Here is a 17,523-nt window from a genome sequence, read left to right on the forward strand (position 1 = left end):
GGTGGCAGAGATAATTACAAAATCTGGGAAGAAGGACAAGTGCCGAAAGTGATTTTTGAAATGACATCACCAAGCACGCAGTCGGAAGATAAAGTGATTAAAAAAGATTTGTATGAAAGATTAGAAGTTCAGGAATACTGGTTATTTGACCCAAAAGGTGAATGGATTCCTGAAAAATTGCGCGGATATCGACTGGGGGTAGAGGGTTATCAAATAATTACAGATAGTCGTTGCGAAGTATTGCAACTGCGTTTAGAAATAGAAGGAAAACTGATTGGGTTTTATCGGGAAGATAATGAAGAAAAATTATTAACTCCTGATGAATTGGCTTCAGCTTTAAAAGCGGAACGGCAACGGGCTGAGGCGGAACGGCAACACGCAGAAGTGGAGAGTCAACGTGCACAATCGGAAAGTCAGCGGGCTGCTGAACTCGAATCTTTGCTAGCGCGTTATCGAGAGCAGTTTGGAAAATTGCCGTAGAATAAATAGTATAGGGGCGGGGCATCGCCCCTACAAAAATAGTTAGAGTCAACTAAAATTAAATATAATTAGAATAAAGGAGCAATCGACATGATTCAAGCTTTAACAAAATTAGTAACATTTGACGAATTCATTGCCTGGTATCCTGAAAATTCAGAACATCACTACGAACTGCACAATGGAGTAATTATTGAAATGCCCAAAGGAACTGGCCAACATTCAGAAATATCTGGCTTTCTCAATATAGAAGTTGGCGTTATATGTCGCAATACCCGATTGCCCTATTTCCTTCCCAAAGAATGTGTCCTTAAACCCGATCGCGACGAATCAGGATATGAGCCAGATGTCATAGTTCTCGATCGCCAGCAAGTGATAAATGATACTGGATTGTGGATTATTTGGGATTGGGTGGAAGACGCTACATAGGCAATCCCAAACAACCGACGCTTTCAGTATATCAATTGGCTGACGGGGAATATGAGTTGACGCAGTTTCGGGGAGACGATAGGATTGAATCCGGTGCTTTTCCGGAGTTGAACTTGACTGCTCAACAGGTGTTTGAAGCAGGAATTGTGAATGAATAAGGAGAATTGTCATAGGATAAGAGGTATTAAATAGACCAAACTAAAAAACAGAACTCCCAGAACCCCGACTTCTTAAAGAAGTCAGGGTTCTTCTAAGAACGATCGCATTTTAGGTTATATCAATTCCGGTTACACGACCTATGATATAGAGGAGACGGCAGTGCCGTGTCCCTACAATATTTTGGGTAGGGACACGGCACTGCCTTCTCCTAATTTCGGCTAATAATCATTCCGATGCTACCGGATTTGATATTAATTAAATTAACCTACTTAATTACAGCAAAAAAGTTTATAATATGTATACAACTCACAGGAAGCACGACCATGACAGCAGTCGTTACCACCCTCAAAACTTCTGAAATCATATACCCTAGCGCTGATGGAGAACCAGTGGCAGAAACTTACGACCATCTTTACGCAATTTTAACCACTTTAGAAGTCTTAAAACAATACCTCGCAGACCGTCGAGCTACTGTTTTAGCAAACCAATTTTTATACTACGCTCAAGGATTCCCAAAACTGCGCGTAGCACCGGATGTGATGGTGATTTTTGATGTAGAACCAGGTGGCAGAGATAATTACAAAATCTGGGAAGAAGGCCAAGTGCCAAAAGTGATTTTTGAAATGACATCACCGGGTACAAAGTCGGAAGATATAATCAATAAAAAAGACTTGTATGAGGGGATAGAAGTTGAGGAATATTGGTTGTTTGACCCTAGAGGTGAATGGATTCCGGAACAATTGCGTGGGTATCGATTGGGAGAGGATGGGTATGAATTAATTAGAGATAGTCGCAGCGATGTATTGCAATTGCGGTTAGAAATAGAAGGAAAATTGATTGGGTTTTATCGGGAAGATAATGGAGAGAAATTATTGATTCCCGATGAATTGGCTTCAGCTTTAAAAGCAGAACGACAACGGGCTGAATCTGAACGACAACGGGCTGAATCTGAAAGTCAACGGGCTGAAGCTGAAAGTCAACGTGCTGAAGCCGAAAGTCAACGGGCTGAAGCTGAAAGTCAACGGGCTGAGGCCGAAAGTCAACGGGCTGAGGCTGAAAGTCAACGGGCGACTGAACTGGAATCTTTGCTAGCGAGTTATCGATCGCAGTTTGGAGAATTACCGCAGGATAAATGGCTAAAGATGCAGGGTGCGATCGCACTTCACCGAGATCGCACTTCTAATTCTCGGTTAAATAGTGTTGACAAATCTAAATTTTTGTGTTAACAGAATCTCGGATTTTACAACTGATCGTTTTGCGATCGAACTTGGGCAATCTAGATATAGGTACGAGTGCGAGTGCCTGGAAAACAGCTACAGTAAAGGTTAGCAATGGAAAGTATACAGAAAAAATCTGGTGATAGTCGGGTTCGTAAGGGCGATTCCCTACGGGATAGCTACGCTTCACGTATTAAGCAGATTTTTGCGTTTGTATCAATGGCTGGCTTTGCGGGTTCGACAATTTTTGGTATGGTAAGTCTGTTCAGCAGTGGTTTGAGCAGTCAGCACCGACAAAAACCCGTGGCTGCTGTTGTGGTTTCTCAGGAGTCTCTGCTGGCGGCCCAGGAACGGGAATATCAGACGGTTTTGCAGCGGGAACCTCAGAATCAGACGGCTCTTGAGGGGTTGGCGAATGTGCGGTTGGAGATGAAGGATGATGTGGGGGCGATCGAGCCTTTGGAGAAGTTGGTGAAGCTAAATCCCGATCGGGCTGATTATAAGGATCTTTTGGGGCAGGCGAAGGGGAAGAAGTAAGGAAAGGGCGATCGCTAAAGCTAAAATCAAAACACAGCAGACTTACAATCAATCCCACTAATAAAGAAAAAAATTATTATGCTTTTTTTACCCATTCTTAAGAAAACAGGTCATTTAGATCGAGTTCACATTACAGTAGGCATTGTTGGATCTCGTAAAATCGGAGATTTGGATGATTATGCAAGTCAAGGATGGGAAATTTTTGCGCCTAATTTGACTATCTATGGATTTGATGCAGATGCAGAAGCTTGCAATGAAGCTAATGCTGACCTAGAAGCTAGACAAGTAAATTGGACTGAGAAACATATTCCCTTAGCTCTTAGCAATACAGAGGGAAAAGCCACACTTTATGTAACTAAATATCCCGGATGCAGTTCTTTATATCCCCCCAGTGAAGAGTATATCAAGCGCTTCTCTGGAAATTCAGAACTGATCGAGCTAAAGTCTACAGTAGATTTATCCACTACCACTTTAGAAAATTTTTGTAAAGCTGAAGATATCAAAGAAATAGATTTTCTTCACCTAGACGTTCAGGGAGCAGAGCTAAAAGTTTTACAAGGATCTGATGGGATATTAAATAATAGTGTATTGGGATTAGTAACCGAAGTTGAATTCACCGAACTGTATGCAGGTCAACCTTTATTTAGCGAGGTAGATATTTATCTCAGGAACCGAGGTCTTACACTGTTTGACTTTGGGCATATGCAACGCGATATGCGTCGCGAAGTCCCAGTCATATCAAACAGTCATCCGGGCGCTTTAATTTGGTCAGACGCTTTTTATTTTCGCGATTTGATGCGATCGAATGTAGATCCAAGCTTAAAAACACCAGAAAAACTGCTCAAACTAGCTTGTCTGGCTGACGTGATGAAATTTCCTGATTATGCTCTGGAAATTCTAGAGTATCTAACTTTAAATTATGGCAGTGACCCTAACTATAATTTTGCAAATAATATCATTGAGAGTCTGGGTCAAATACCAGAACTGGTGGAACAAGGGCTAGAATCGCTACCGATTGTTGTTAGAATGCGAAATTGGGTAAGCGGAGGCGAACATCTTAAATTGGAGACTGTCAAGGCTCCAGGTATTTCAAAACAAAGTTTGCCGAAGCGAGACTATATTTCGCCAAATTTTTTCACTATTCAGCCTGATAAATACTTCCAAGATATGATTGTAGGAGATACAAATCTCCAAAGTTGGCCTTACTTGCGCCGAAATGTTCCTCATAACTGGTACGTGGATAGACGGCAACCAACAGTAGGATTTCTGAGCAGAGATGAAGCTCATATTATATATAATACGGCTCTCAAGTTTAAAGGGAAAAAAGCATTAGAAATTGGTTGTTGGCTGGGTTGGTCAGCCTGTCATTTAGCACTGGCTGGAGTATATCTAGATGTAATCGATCCTCTACTAACTAGACCGGATTTTTATGAAAGTGTCAGTAATTCACTAAAATCAGCAGGAGTGCTTGACTCAGTTAATTTAGTAGCTGGTTCCAGTCCCCCAGCCGTTGAAGAATTAGCGATTCAATTGCAGCGTAAATGGTCTTTGATTTTTATTGACGGCAACCATGAAGCACCAGGCCCACTTCATGATGCAATTATTTGCGAAAAATTAGCAGAAGCAGATGCTTTAATTCTATTTCACGATTTGGCTTCCCCTGATGTCACTCAAGGCTTAGACTACTTAAAACAAAAAGGGTGGCAAACAATGGTATATCAAACCATGCAAATCATGGGAGTTGCTTGGCGGGGAAATGTTGAGCCAGTTGTCCATCATCCAGATCCTAAAGTTAACTGGATATTACCTACGCATTTACAAGGGTACACAGTCAGCAGTATGTCAAAAAATCAGTTTTTCGATCGAGAAGTAGGAGTACGACAAGTGCAAGAAATGATGCAACAAGCCATTACATTAGTTAATAGTAACCAGCCAGTAGAAGCCATGCGAATAGCTGAACAAGCGGTTTTACTAAATATCAATGTGGCAGGAATGCACTACCTGCGGTCTATTTGTTTGAATAATGTAGGACGGCATAAGGAAGCACTTACAGCCGCAAAAGAGGAACTGGCAATTAATCCGACGCACCAACAAGCACAAGAACAAGTTGAAAACTTAACTAAAGCTATATTGCGATCGGAAATAACAATCCCCACACAGCAACGCTCGTGGCATACAACCCTTGCACGCGAAAATATGCTGTCAATTCAAAACGCTACTATGAATTATTCATACAGGGGCGTACCCATGCTGAAAAATCCCTTCGACTTTGCAATCTACCCCGTATTAATCTGGAATTTAAAACCGCGTACAATTATTGAAATTGGCTCAAAAGATGGTGGGAGTGCTGTGTGGTTGGGAGATATGCTAAATAATTTTGGCATTGACGGTCACATCTATTCTATCGATATTGTCAAAGTTACTTCAGTCCAACATCCTCGCGTCACTTACATGGAAGGGAACGGACGAGCATTACAGGCAACATTGACACCAAATTTTCTCAACTCGTTGCCGCGTCCTCTACTGGTAATAGAAGATGCAGACCACTCTTACGAAACTAGCAAGCACGTCTTAGAATTTTTTCATTCATATCTCAAGCAAGGAGAATATATTGTTATAGAAGATGGAATTATTTCAGATTTAGTTCAAGATACTTCATATAACCGTGGACCCCACAAAGCATTGAAAGAATTTTTATCGGAACGCGAAGGCGCATATGAAATTGATAGCAGTTATTGTGACTACTTTGGCTATAACATAACTTGGTGTACTAATGGTTTTTTAAAGAAAGTAAAAGAATCCTCATCGCTCGGCGAGCCATTTTTAAATAAACTGTTTCATTATGTTGAAGAGTATCAGCCTGTACCTCAAGTACCCTCGTCTGTTGATTTGAGTGGCGATAGGCAAAAACTTGCTCAGTTAATTCAGAAAGGCAAAGAGTATTTTGTGAAGGGTGAGATAGAGACGGCGATCGCTACCTTCACACAAGCAGTAGCAGCTCATCAAAGCTCTTTAATTTCCCACAACTACCTAAGCATACTTTACTGGGAAGTAGGAGATGTTCAAAAAAGCTTGCAGCATCATATCCTATCACAATTTAGTAACATAATTCTTGACAGCACGATTGCGGATGAATTTCAACAAATACTGTCAGTTATCAGACCTTACACATTATTGAGTGAAGCCCGACTATTCTCGCTATACTCCCTAGCAAGGCAAATCTGTTTAGATGATATACCAGGTAACTTCGTTGAATGTGGCAGTTATAAGGGAGGGTCAGCAGCGCTTCTAGCAGTCGTTATCAAGCGATACAGTTTACGCCCGCGACTTATCTATGCTTTTGACACTTTTGAAGGGATGCCAGAACCCACTGAAGCCGATAAACATAACGGAATTCCTGCTAATTTAACATCTTGGGGTGCTGGAACTCTCAAAGCTCCACTTATTGACAACTTAGAGGTCATTTGTCAATCCTTGGATGTCAGAGATATTGTCCTACCCGTTAAGGGACTATTTGCTCAAACCTTACCTGAATCTAAATCCGCAGTAGGTACTATTTCTTTACTGCACGCTGATGGCGATTGGTATGAGTCAACAATGGACATATTTAATAACATTTACGATAGTGTTGTTCCCAACGGTTTTATCCAGATAGACGATTACGGTCACTGGGATGGTTGTAAAAAAGCAATCCATGAATTTGAAAAGGGTTGCGGTCAATCATTTGCTCTTCGGGTTATCGACTACACGGGTGTATGGTTTCAAAAAGAAGATTCTGTTCATCAAGACTGCAATCACTGGCGCACTTTTTGGCATTTAGCGCAAACCTCAGAAAAAATGGGCAATAGAGAATTAGCCACAAAAGCAGCGCAAGCTGTTTTGAAAATTGTGCCAAAGCTGGTCAAGGCTGAAAATCTATTGAATCGCGATCGTTCACCGTTGGAGTTGGTTGTCTCACCAGAAATTTCACTATCAGCGGAATTGGATGACTTCTTCAACAACTTAAGACTGAGAGAACTCAACATAATTCTGTTTCCTGATTGGCAGCAACCTGAAGAGTCTATCTTTCTTCAGTTACAAGGTGTAATTACTTCTTTATTGGCTCACAAAGAACCAAGTAAAATAACTGCGCTTCTAGACACCAGCAACATCTCCGAAGAAGATGCAAATTTACTTTTATCCTCTGTTATAATGGATATTCTTATGCAAGAAGATTTAGATGAGACAGACGCTCCAGAAGTGTCTTTACTGGGAAATCTCAGTGAAATGCAGTGGAAAGCTTTATTACCCTGCATCCACTATCGGCTAGTCTTAGAGAACGAAAACGAACAGGCAGTTGCACAAGCTGGCGCAGCAAATCTCCCCAGTTTGAAAGCAGATAATCTTAGCATTTGATGAATTTCACTCAACATATAAAAGGTAGGTCAGTCATGGATGAAAATCAAATTATTGAACAACTAGAAAAGCACAAGTTCTATCACATAATTCAATTAACTGAAAAGATATCAACATCAGGAAATAACGTCGCTGTACCTATGCAGGACGTGCCTCTTAGGGCTTTAAGAACACTGGATCTTAAGGACAAGCGAGTTCTTGATATCGGCTGTCGAGATGGTTTGTTTTGTTTTGAGGCAGAAAAGCTGGGCGCAAAGGAAGTCATTGGTATCGATAATGACTTATCGATGGGGGCGATCGAGTTCTTGATTCCTTTTTTCAATTCAAAAGTCAAGATGTATCAATTAAACCTCCTTGACTTAAAACCTGAGACATTTGGAATGTTTGATGTCATCTTATTTCCCGGTGTTCTTTATCATCTCCGATATCCCTTCTGGTCGCTAAAGTTGATTAAAGATGTCTTGGAAGAAGGAGGAAAAATAGTTATAGAAACAGCAGTATATGTGGATGACAACCAAAATGCTATGCTGTTTTGTCCTGTAGGTTCTGATAGTCCGTATGAGCCTACGAGTTGTACATTCTTTAATTTGAAAGGACTCATGGATACGCTTTTGAGTCTCGATTTGGTGGTGGAAGATATTGAACTCTTGTACAACAACGATTTACTATCATTGGCACCCGAAGGAATTACTTATTCAATGACTCAGCCGATCGAGCGTTGGATCGATAGGGCTACTTTTATTTGTACAAATAAAAAATTGATAGACCAGCCAAGAGTTGTTGATTACTGGAACACCACACACGATGTTCATACCACTCAAAAATTATAATTAGGTGAGGTATCAACTCAACACTGAATTCCCAATTTCTACTGATTTATTTTTTGTTTTGAAGTGCTAGTTCGTACAAAACGGATTCTAATCTATCCATTGTACGGGTGCGACTGAGTTCTAATAAAGCTCGTTCCTGTCCTTTGCTTACCATATCTTGCCATTCAGCAGGATTCATCAACAGGTAAGATAACTGATCGGCAAGATCCATAGGGTTTTCTGACTCGAAAATTAGCCCAGTTTCTCCGTGCTTCACGGCTTCTGGAGATCCTCCTGTATTGCTGGTAACTATCGTCTGTCCAGCAACCATGGCTTCAATTAAACCAATACTAAATGGTTCTTCAAAGCGAGAGGGCAATACCCAAATATTATGCGTTTTGTAGAGCTGTTGTAGTTCCTGCCGGGATAGCAATCCAGCAAAGTGAATCTTGTCTTGTAAGCCCTCTGATTCAACAAATTCTTGAAGTTCTTGAACAAAACTAGGATTGAGAGAGCCTCCTGCTATTGTTGCAGTAAAGTCAATATCTGCATTGTGGAGCAAGTAAAGAGCTTCAATCAAAATATCTGGGCCTTTATAGTGCATCACTAAACTGGCATAGACAATGCGAAGGCGATCGCGCGGTGGAAGTTCGGCTTGGTAAAATGCCTCAACATCTCCGCCTGGATAAATCGTCTGAGCCGTTTCTGTAGGATAGCCTTGTTGCTGTAAATTTTCTCGAATCCAATCGCTAACAGTAATGTATCGATACAAAGAACTCTGAGGAGCTAGATCGCAGCTATATCCGGGTTGTGAATTCATCACATAATGAGCGATCGGTATCCCGGCAGCTAGTATCTGTTCTAAAATTGGCGAACCTAAAAAATCTGCATTGCCTGTCAAGCAAACATCAGGTTGAAAAAAGGGCAACAATTCCTCTAGAGTTTTATAATTTTGTACGGCAATTGCTGCAACATGAGCTGGGTAAAAAGGCTGCGCCCCTCGCTCTGTCCAAGTTCCCCATAAAGATAAACAGCGTCGCACTGTCGGAGGATCTGAATCAGCTTTTGTGTAACCAGTGGGCAAGTGTTCCGTGTTGCTGGTAATAACGAGAACCTGATGACCGCGTTCTTGCAAAAGCTTAGCGTAATCTGCGATCGCCCGTTCGTAGCCTCCAACCACTTGGGGTGGATATAGATTATTTACAACCAGAATTTTTAGCTTTTCCAATCACCCGATCTCCGTTATGAATAATGTTTATCTAAATATATCTGCCACATTTGCTCGTAAGCTTTCTCCATCTCTCGCGTAAATTGCTCACCATTCCACAGCGGAGCTGTTTGTCGTGACTGCCGCAGTTTCCAAGATATTTGCTGCCGCAAAGCCGGGTCTTTCCCTAGACGAATCCCCCATTCGACATACTCTTCATCAGTCCAAGCTATTCCCTCTGTCACCCCTGCATTCATCATCATCGTATAACTGTTACGTGCCGCAAATTGCTCACCAACTCGCGTCACGAGAGGAATGCACATCCACAAAGTTTCTAGGGTAGTTGTAGCACCGTTATAAGGATAGGTATCAAGAACTACATCAGCAATTGCCAAATTAGCTCGGTGAACGGCTTCTGCTGCTACCTCTGACAAAAATCGCAGGCGATCGCCCGCCACACCTTCTTCTTCTGCCATTTGAGTAAAGAAGTTTTTTATTGATTCTTCATCTCCGGCACCTTTGATCAAAAAGTAACTATTCGGTACTTCCTTCAAAATCTTAAGTTGTAGTCGCGCTGTTGAGGGATGGCGTTTGTAGCTCTTCTGAGCGCTTAGATACACCACCGCATCGCTAGAAATATCTAACTGATCCCGACGCAAAGTAGGGACAGCCACCTCAAAACCATCTACAGCTACATAAGTTTGAGGCAAGCGCCAGATTTTTTCACTGTAATAATCTTGAGCAGACTCCGGTAGAACATACGGATCTGCAATAAAATAGTCAACCGCCGGCAGCCCAGAAGCATCCCATCCCAGCCAAGTAGCTTGAATAGGAGCTGGTTTAAGTGCCACCGCTTCACAGGTAATATCTAAAGTGATACTGTCAAGTTCAATCAGAATATCAATCTCATCGTTAGCAATCTGCTCTGCTATTTCAAGACCTCCAAAGCTATCTTTAGATGCTTTAAAAACTTGATTTAGATACCATTCTTGTAAAATATCTGGCTTTTTTTTGTTACCTATAAAATAGCCGTAAATTTCAAATTTATCGCGATCGTGATACTGAAACAACCATCGTGCTAACCAGCCTACAGAATGCCTTCTCAGGCAACTAGATAAGTAACCTATCTTCAATGGCTTAGTAGCACTACCGCTGATTTTACGAGATGACTGCCGCTGTCGGTATTTCTCGGACTGCTCCTGAGCATAGATTTGAACATTAGCTTGACACAACTGAGACACTTGGTTTTGAATTTGCCTATTATTTTTTGGCTCATCCTGAAAGTAAGGTAAAAAGAAGGATGTAAGAAATAAATTTTGAACTGTAACTGGGTGAATGGCTCTTGGTTGTTCAGCTATCAGTAAGTTCAGCAGCGATTTATGTAGCCCGATAACTGAAGCAACCTCTTCCCAGTATCCACCTGCACTCATCAAACAGCGCATAATCAGATGGTTGGAAAAAACTTTATCGGTTAACTCATCTGATAAGGAATAGCGCAATTTAGCCACTTGTATGCCCTGATCGTATTGCTGAGCATTTGGGTAATAATTAGCCAGTTGCTGCAATATTCCTAGATTTTTATCATCTAAACTGCGAGCTAGCTCAGCGAAGCGTACTGCCAGTGCTGGTATTTGTTGTGCAATCTGAACTGAAGCTGCTACGACTATTTGAATAAAAACTTGAGGGTTATGCAGATGAGGTATACAGGCCTCCGTTAATTCCAAGGAAGAGGGATGCAAGGAGTCATAATCTAAAACGCTCTTTAACACTTGCATCAATAGCTCAGAGTCTAGCTTGATGGGAGGTTCCGACTTGAGTATATTCAACAAGTCTAGAGCAATCAAATCATGTCCCGTATAAGTTTCAAGCAGGATGGAAAGACCTATTATATGCAACAGATTGTTAATATCTGCGGGGTTGATTTCACGTAGATGCTGTCGAATCACCCAAGAGAGCGAACAATCACCGAGATTACCTCTGCGCTCTGCTTCTGCTTGCAGAACTTGTATTAGTTCAGAAGTCCAGAGTTCGACTTGTTCGGGTTCCCCCTCTGCCATGCCTAGCAGCCAAGTCGTCTGAGCTTCTGCTTCTTGCCCATGCAATAGCAATATTAGGCCTAAATGCCAATAGTAAGATTTTGTATCGGGTTCCTCTTCAATCGCCTGTTCATAAAGGTGTGCAGCTTGAGCGTAATCTCCTCGAATTAGACATTGACGGGCTTGTTGCTCCCAATGAGTAGGCTTAGTAGGTAAGTATTTAGCAGTCATATAAGCAAGCTAACTTTATGCCATATTGAAGCAAAGTGTAGTAACGACGAGCGGAAGTTTATAGTCGTATATCCTGCTTTGATATTAGGAGATGTTTGGTCAAAAAAGTGTAATTAAAATTGTATTCAAAGAGTGGGTAGCATTAAGAAACACTACCCACTCTTTCAATAGGTTCAGCTCAGACTAGCAAGACCCATGCTCTATCTGAGACCTTTCCTACTTAGTAACTTCAGGTGTACTAGGATCACAGGCTAAGGCCTGACCACCACCAGCAGGAAGAGGAATGGTGTTACCTTTTGCTGCCTTACCAGCTTGGCATAATACTGCCACAGTGGTGGCATCAGTCTGCTCCTTAGGTGTTACCAGAGCCACAATTCCTGTATAGGGTAAGAGTGAGTCAGATAAGGAGAATGCTTGGTTGCCAACGTTTTTGGCGCCCCCATCTTTAACTGTATAGGTGTAGTTAGAAGTTTGAGTTTTAATGCCAATACCCAGATTGTCAACGGAATCTGTTACAAAATTACCAAGTTCTGCGTATTTGGCTTGCTGGGCGCGGTTCATCGAACCTGCGTACTGCTTGGCTTCTGACTGCTTGGCTTTGTTAGCTTGGTTGAGGAAGGAAGGCAATGCAATAGCTGACAGAATACCGATGATGATGATAACTACCAGCAGTTCAATCAGGGTAAAACCCTTATCTTGTCTTTTTTGATTGAGGTGATGCAGGAACTTAGCTTTTAATTCAGTTTTCATGGGTTGTTTCTCCTAGAGGCGTGGGATGATTGATTTCTAACTCGTAAATTTAACTTACCCAGTTTTCGTGGCGTTCATATCACTCCCGCCCATTTTTTTTTCAGTCTCCAGCCGATCGCTCTAAAAGCACGTACATAAAAGCTTCCAGCGTACTTAGGAGTTCCCGCACTTCTGCAAAAGCCGTCTCGTGGCTCACGGGTTCTAGGGTAGCAGGATGCAGTGGCTTAAGCTTGAGCCACAGTTCGACTAGGGACATGATCGGCTGCGCTCCTTCCCACAAAGGCAGCAGGCAAGCTGCTAGCATACTCTCGACGGCGATCGGAACTTGGGAAAGTGAAGGGATATAACGGCTGATCGTGAAAGATTGTTGCTTAGCGATGCACTTGAGCAGGTCTTCTTTTACCTGGGCAACCTTCAATTGAGGATGCAGGTGAACTCGCGCTACCTGCCAGTCAGATTGATTCCATTCGGAAACTGGCACAAAAGGCTGACCTTGGTTGGGATGACCGCACCAAAAGTCAATCAGGCGATGGACAGGATGAAACAGCTCAAATAAATGCAGTCGCTCTTCCACAGAAATTTCTGGCAGGCTCATTTCTAGAAACATCGGTAAGTTATCTGGCTCCTTGAACAAATCCGTCAATTCCCACTGCCGCCAATCCACCATGCTAACAAACTCTAAATCAGCTACTCTCAAGGCTGCAAAAACTTCAGGAATATTATATCCTTTATCCCCCAGCAATAAATAATTCATTAAAATCCATTCGTCTTGTTCTGCCTCTTGAGCATTCCAAGCTACCATCTTAAGCATAACTTGATCTTTCAAGGTTTTCATAGTTTCTCGAACTAATTCCATTTCTAGTTCGCGGGGATTATTATTCATTAAACCCATTAATCCAAATATTTTTTGAGCAGAAAAATAAAAATTTCTCTGAATTGAACTGTGAAGATTTGAGCGAATAATTCCCTCAGGCTTTAATACTGATTTCAGGCTCTGTAACCCCACTACTATATCAGGCAAAAGATAAAGAACTTCATCACAATTAATGTAATCAAACTCTAAGCCTAAGCTAGGTAAATTTTCTAGTGGCATTGCATGAAAATCGGCATTTTCAAAACCATGATATTGCAGGCGTTGTTTGGCTAAATTCACAGATTCTTCTGACAAGTCAATGCCAATTATTTTCGCACCAGGATTTGCTTCTGCCAAAACTAATGACTTATAGCCACTCCCACACCCAGCATCTAAAATAAGTTTTCCATCTGTTTTTATCAATTTTTGATTTCTTAAATAGTAAGCTGTTGAAAGGTCATGAAAATAAAGTAATTCTGACTCATTTTTAGGAGATTGATCTAAAGGCTTTCTAGGATAAGGAGCCGTATCAAATTGCTGACGTATTTTATCTACTACTTCTAAGTTTTGGTGGTCCATTGTAAAATTATCCTGAAGTTTAAGTGACGGTTGGAGAGTCTATTTTGGCATTTCTGTGGCGAGTTCGGCTATATCCTCTGACAGAGAATACATATGCTGGTAAGATAGCTGCCAGATAGTGAAGTAAAATCTTCACCTACACTTAGCTGGGGATTCAGGCTTTTCCAATAGTCGGGATTTTGAGCTTGCTCTAAAAGTGTTTTGACGCTAATCATCGGTTTTGGCTGTGTCTCCCCTGAGTTGACGACTGATAATTTATCACTTTTTCCGGTAGGATGCTTTACGTGTTTGAACGATCGCGAGCAAATAGGTCTGCTCTTACGGAGTTAGGTTAACGTAGGAAATCTCAGTGATGCGAATCTACCTTTAAACTGAAGCTTACCCAAAATTATCATAAATATTATCAGCACTCCCGGCACGATCGATCGCACTTTTCCCAAACCCCACACTCAACAAGACCACAGCCTTGCCATAATACTTAAGGTCAAAGTTTCCCACCCCCGCGCCAAACCAGATCGTACAACCAACCAGCACATCCATGAACACCAACATCAGCCCCATCCTCAAAGTATTCTGCTTCTCCGCCGCGTTTTCCCTGGCCATCAAGTACGCAGGGCCCAGCCTATCCATAGCCTCAACCGACTTCAACGCCCTGATCGCCGTGTTTACCCCCAGTATCATCCTAGCTGCGATTCTGGGCTGGCGGGCATGGCAACAGCAGCCGAGGTAGGAGTTGAGCAGCCGCACACAACACCAAAAGCCCCACAATACCCAAGAATACAGGACAGACGATCGCATGGATCTAACCACCTTGAATCTCAAACCCTTAAATTTGCTCATTTTCCCCGATTGGAGCCAACCAGAAGAATTGCTATATTTAGAGTTAGCCCCAATTATTAAAAGTATTGTCACTCATCGCGATCGCCACAATCTAGCTCTTTTAATAGATAGTACCGAAATTTCAGAAGACTCTGAGTTAGACGCTGATTTAATTTTGTCCGGGATTCTCATGAACCTCTGCATGGAAGAAGATTTAGATCCTAGCGTCGAACCAGAAATTATTTTATTAGAAAACCTCACTCAAAGCCAGTGGCAAACTCTTCTGCCACAAATTCAATATAGAATTAAGTTGGCTGCGGAAAATCAAATAGCACTAGCCTTGTCCGGCGCAGAAATTATCCCACTATTGGAACTGGATCGACTTGGCGATATAACGCTGGAATCACCAGCATCAATGGCCCTGAGTTTGGCTAACACACTCTACTCTCAAGGAAGATATGAAGAAGCTATTAAGCAGTATCAAAGATTTTCGCAATTCCAGGTAGGAGATGTAGCACTATATTTGAACTTCAGCGATTGCTGGCGAAGAATTAATCAAATCTCAGCAGCTATCGCAATTCTTGAACACGGGCTTCGCTATTACCGGACAGCCGGACAACTGCACTTTGAACTCATCAAAATTTGCCAGCAGACCGGACAAACAAAAAAAGCTATTTCAAATGCAGAAATAGCCGCAGAGATTCTCCCGAATGAATACGTTTTTAAACTTTTTAGCCACTTAACATTACCGATTATTTACAATAGTTTGCGTGAAATTCAAACTTACCGGAAGAGATTTGTCAGAGAATTAGAAAGCTTGATTCAGCAAACATCTTTGAAAACTCCACAAGAAAAAATAAATGCTTTTTTTCTACCTAGCCTATCAAGCCCACAATGTTGTAGAATCCCAATCAAAATATGCCAATTTAGTGCATCAAATTATGGCGGCGAACTATCCCCAGTGGGTGGAACCGCGACAGATGCCTCCGCTGCCGGAAAATGGTAAAATTAGAGTCGGTTATATTTCTAGTTACTTGCATTCTTACAGCGGCACTTTATGGTTGACCGGCTGGTTGCGGTATGCCGATACAAAACAATTTGAGATTTACTGTTACTACACGGGTAATGAACCAGATCTGATTACAGAACAATTTCGCGAATATAGCCATGTATTCCGCCACATTCCTCACAACTTAGAAGCTGTATGCCAACAAATTATTGATGACAAATTGCACATTCTTGTATTCCCGGAAATTGGCATGGATGCACCAACTATCCAAATAGCAGCTTTGCGCCTCGCACCCGTGCAATGTTCGGCGTGGGGACATCCTGTTACCTCTGGTTTACCTACAGTTGACTATTTTATTTCCAGCGAATTGATGGAACCGGAAAATGCACAATCGCATTACTCAGAAACCTTAGTTAAGTTGCCTAATATTGGGGTTTCCTACCCCAAACCCACCGTCGGAGAATTAAACAATAGTCGCTTAGATTTTGACCTCCGAGAAGATGCAATAATTTACTTTTGCTGCCAAGCTCCTTTCAAATACTTACCGCAATATGATTTTATTTTAGCAGAAATAGCCCGCCGCGTTCCCCAAGCTCAGTTTATTTTTCCGCGCGGTGAACTTTTGCGAAAACGGCTCAAGCGGGCTTTTGCTGCTGTTAATCTCGACAGCGAAGATTACTGTGTATTTCGAGCGATCGCAACTCGACAAGAGTATATAGCCATGAACTTTCTTGCCGATGTTTTCTTGGATACTTTCACTTGGTCGGGGGGCAATACGTCTTTGGAGGCGATCGCGTGCAATTTACCTATAGTAACTTGTCCGGGAGAATTTATGCGGGGACTGCACGCTTATAGCTTTCTCAAGATGCTGGGAGTAACAGAGACAATTGCCCAAAACGAAGAGGAATACATTGAAATTGCTGTCAAGTTGGGTCTAGATTCAGAGTGGCGGCGAGATATTTCACAACGCATGAGTGAGCGACACGCTCTTCTGTTTGATGATAAAGTTTGCGTGACAGCTTTAGAGAGTTTTTATCAAGGAGTTGTTCGAGAAAGACTTAAACAGTTGACAGTTGACAGTTGATAGTTGACAGTTGACAGCGAGGTTTTTTGGATGGGATTTATATCAAGTCCGATCGAATGATGACAATAAAATTAGTTTGTAGTGAGGACTTTAGTCCTTGACAGAATCAGGACTAAAGTCCTCACTACGAACCTTAGAGCCGAAACCCTCGAAAATCGCCCTACAAGTTCGTCTGACGCACCCTACAAGTCATATAATATACGTTAGGACGATCGCAACCAAACTCAAGGCACTCACCATGATTCAAACCATAACTGAATTAGTAACATTCGATGAATTCATTGACTGGTATCCTGAGAATTCAGGATGTCACTATGAACTACACAACGGAGAAATTGTTGAAATGCCAAAAGCAACAGGCAAGCATTCTAAAGTAGCAGGTTTTACCTCGCTGAAGGTAGGAATTGAGATTGAGCGTCTTAATTTACCCTACTTCATCCCGAAAGAAGCCGTCATCAAACCCATGCGCGAGGAATCTGGTTATGAACCAGATATTATTGTACTCAACGAACAAACCATTGGAAACGAGCCGCGATGGGAGAAATCATCAATTATTACAATGGGTTCATCAGTTCCCCTAATCGTAGAAGTAACTAGCACTAACTGGGCGGATGATTATGCTCGCAAACTAGAGGCTTACGAGTCAATGGGCATCCAAGAATATTGGATTATAGACTATCTAGGATTGGGCGGGAGACGGTTTATCGGCAATCCTAAGCAACCAACTTTTTCCGTTTACCAACTTGTTGACGGGGAATACCAAGTTAAACTGTTCAGAGGGGCTGAGGTGATTGAGTCCCCAACTTTCCCAGAATTGAATCTGACAGCGCAGCAGGTGTTCGCGAAAGGGAATTGAAGAGGCTGCGTTGTAGGGGTATGTTGTAAAGAGGCGATCGCATTTAAGCTATCTTGTAGAGACGCGATTCCAAAAG

13 protein-coding genes and 1 pseudogene are annotated in these 17,523 nt (G+C 42.0%); 9 read left to right on the forward strand and 5 right to left on the reverse strand.

Annotation, left to right across the window (positions count from 1 at the left end):
- The 6 genes and pseudogenes from JGK20_RS24630 to JGK20_RS24655 all read left to right on the forward strand — a co-directional run.
- Positions 1-480 (forward strand): Uma2 family endonuclease (locus tag JGK20_RS24630; RefSeq protein WP_293232472.1); only part of this gene is annotated, 480 nt, incomplete at its 5' end.
- 90 nt (positions 481-570) lie between these two features.
- Positions 571-1,064, forward strand: a pseudogene (locus tag JGK20_RS24635) (Uma2 family endonuclease).
- A gap of 324 nt (positions 1,065-1,388) precedes the next feature.
- A complete protein-coding gene (locus tag JGK20_RS24640) occupies positions 1,389-2,291 on the forward strand; it encodes a Uma2 family endonuclease (RefSeq protein ID WP_293232474.1) in 903 nt (300 codons plus the stop codon).
- Between the two features lie 105 nt (positions 2,292-2,396).
- Complete coding sequence (locus JGK20_RS24645; RefSeq protein WP_293232475.1) at positions 2,397-2,819, forward strand: tetratricopeptide repeat protein; 423 nt, start codon at positions 2,397-2,399, stop codon at positions 2,817-2,819.
- A gap of 78 nt (positions 2,820-2,897) precedes the next feature.
- Positions 2,898-7,214, forward strand: coding sequence for a CmcI family methyltransferase (locus JGK20_RS24650; RefSeq protein WP_293232476.1), 4,317 nt, complete (start codon positions 2,898-2,900; stop codon positions 7,212-7,214).
- A gap of 35 nt (positions 7,215-7,249) precedes the next feature.
- Positions 7,250-8,044, forward strand: coding sequence for a DUF1698 domain-containing protein (locus JGK20_RS24655; protein ID WP_293196200.1), 795 nt, complete (start codon positions 7,250-7,252; stop codon positions 8,042-8,044).
- 46 nt (positions 8,045-8,090) lie between these two features.
- On the opposite strand, the gene JGK20_RS24660 is transcribed toward JGK20_RS24655, so the two are convergent.
- The 5 genes from JGK20_RS24660 to JGK20_RS24680 form a co-directional block, all read right to left on the reverse strand.
- Positions 8,091-9,251 (reverse strand): glycosyltransferase family 4 protein, encoded by a 1,161-nt coding sequence (locus tag JGK20_RS24660; protein ID WP_293196198.1) that lies wholly within the window; start codon positions 9,249-9,251, stop codon positions 8,091-8,093.
- A gap of 14 nt (positions 9,252-9,265) precedes the next feature.
- Entirely contained in the window at positions 9,266-11,497 is a 2,232-nt protein-coding gene (locus JGK20_RS24665) for an O-linked N-acetylglucosamine transferase, SPINDLY family protein (RefSeq protein WP_293196196.1), read from the reverse strand.
- A 216-nt stretch (positions 11,498-11,713) separates the two neighbouring features.
- Positions 11,714-12,247, reverse strand: a complete 534-nt coding sequence (locus tag JGK20_RS24670) for a type IV pilin-like G/H family protein (RefSeq protein ID WP_293196194.1) — start codon at positions 12,245-12,247, stop codon at positions 11,714-11,716.
- Between the two features lie 100 nt (positions 12,248-12,347).
- Positions 12,348-13,679, reverse strand: a complete 1,332-nt coding sequence (locus tag JGK20_RS24675; protein WP_293196192.1) for a methyltransferase domain-containing protein — start codon at positions 13,677-13,679, stop codon at positions 12,348-12,350.
- 378 nt (positions 13,680-14,057) lie between these two features.
- Positions 14,058-14,360: a hypothetical protein gene (locus JGK20_RS24680; protein WP_293196190.1), complete on the reverse strand. Its 303-nt coding sequence runs from the start codon at positions 14,358-14,360 to the stop codon at positions 14,058-14,060.
- 52 nt (positions 14,361-14,412) lie between these two features.
- Here JGK20_RS24680 and JGK20_RS24685 point away from each other — a divergent pair, with 52 nt between their 5' ends.
- From JGK20_RS24685 to JGK20_RS24695, 3 genes are all read left to right on the forward strand, one after another.
- Positions 14,413-15,504: a tetratricopeptide repeat protein gene (locus JGK20_RS24685; protein ID WP_293232477.1), complete on the forward strand. Its 1,092-nt coding sequence runs from the start codon at positions 14,413-14,415 to the stop codon at positions 15,502-15,504.
- Positions 15,479-16,591, forward strand: a complete 1,113-nt coding sequence (locus JGK20_RS24690) for a hypothetical protein (protein ID WP_293232485.1) — start codon at positions 15,479-15,481, stop codon at positions 16,589-16,591. Before JGK20_RS24685 ends, JGK20_RS24690 begins: the two co-directional genes overlap by 26 nt.
- 238 nt (positions 16,592-16,829) lie before the next feature.
- Positions 16,830-17,447, forward strand: coding sequence for a Uma2 family endonuclease (locus JGK20_RS24695; RefSeq protein WP_293232478.1), 618 nt, complete (start codon positions 16,830-16,832; stop codon positions 17,445-17,447).
- The last annotated feature ends 76 nt before the right edge of the window (positions 17,448-17,523 follow it).

Origin of the sequence: Microcoleus sp. PH2017_05_CCC_O_A (assembly GCF_020738785.1) — a bacterium.
Lineage (GTDB): Bacteria > Cyanobacteriota > Cyanobacteriia > Cyanobacteriales > Microcoleaceae > Microcoleus.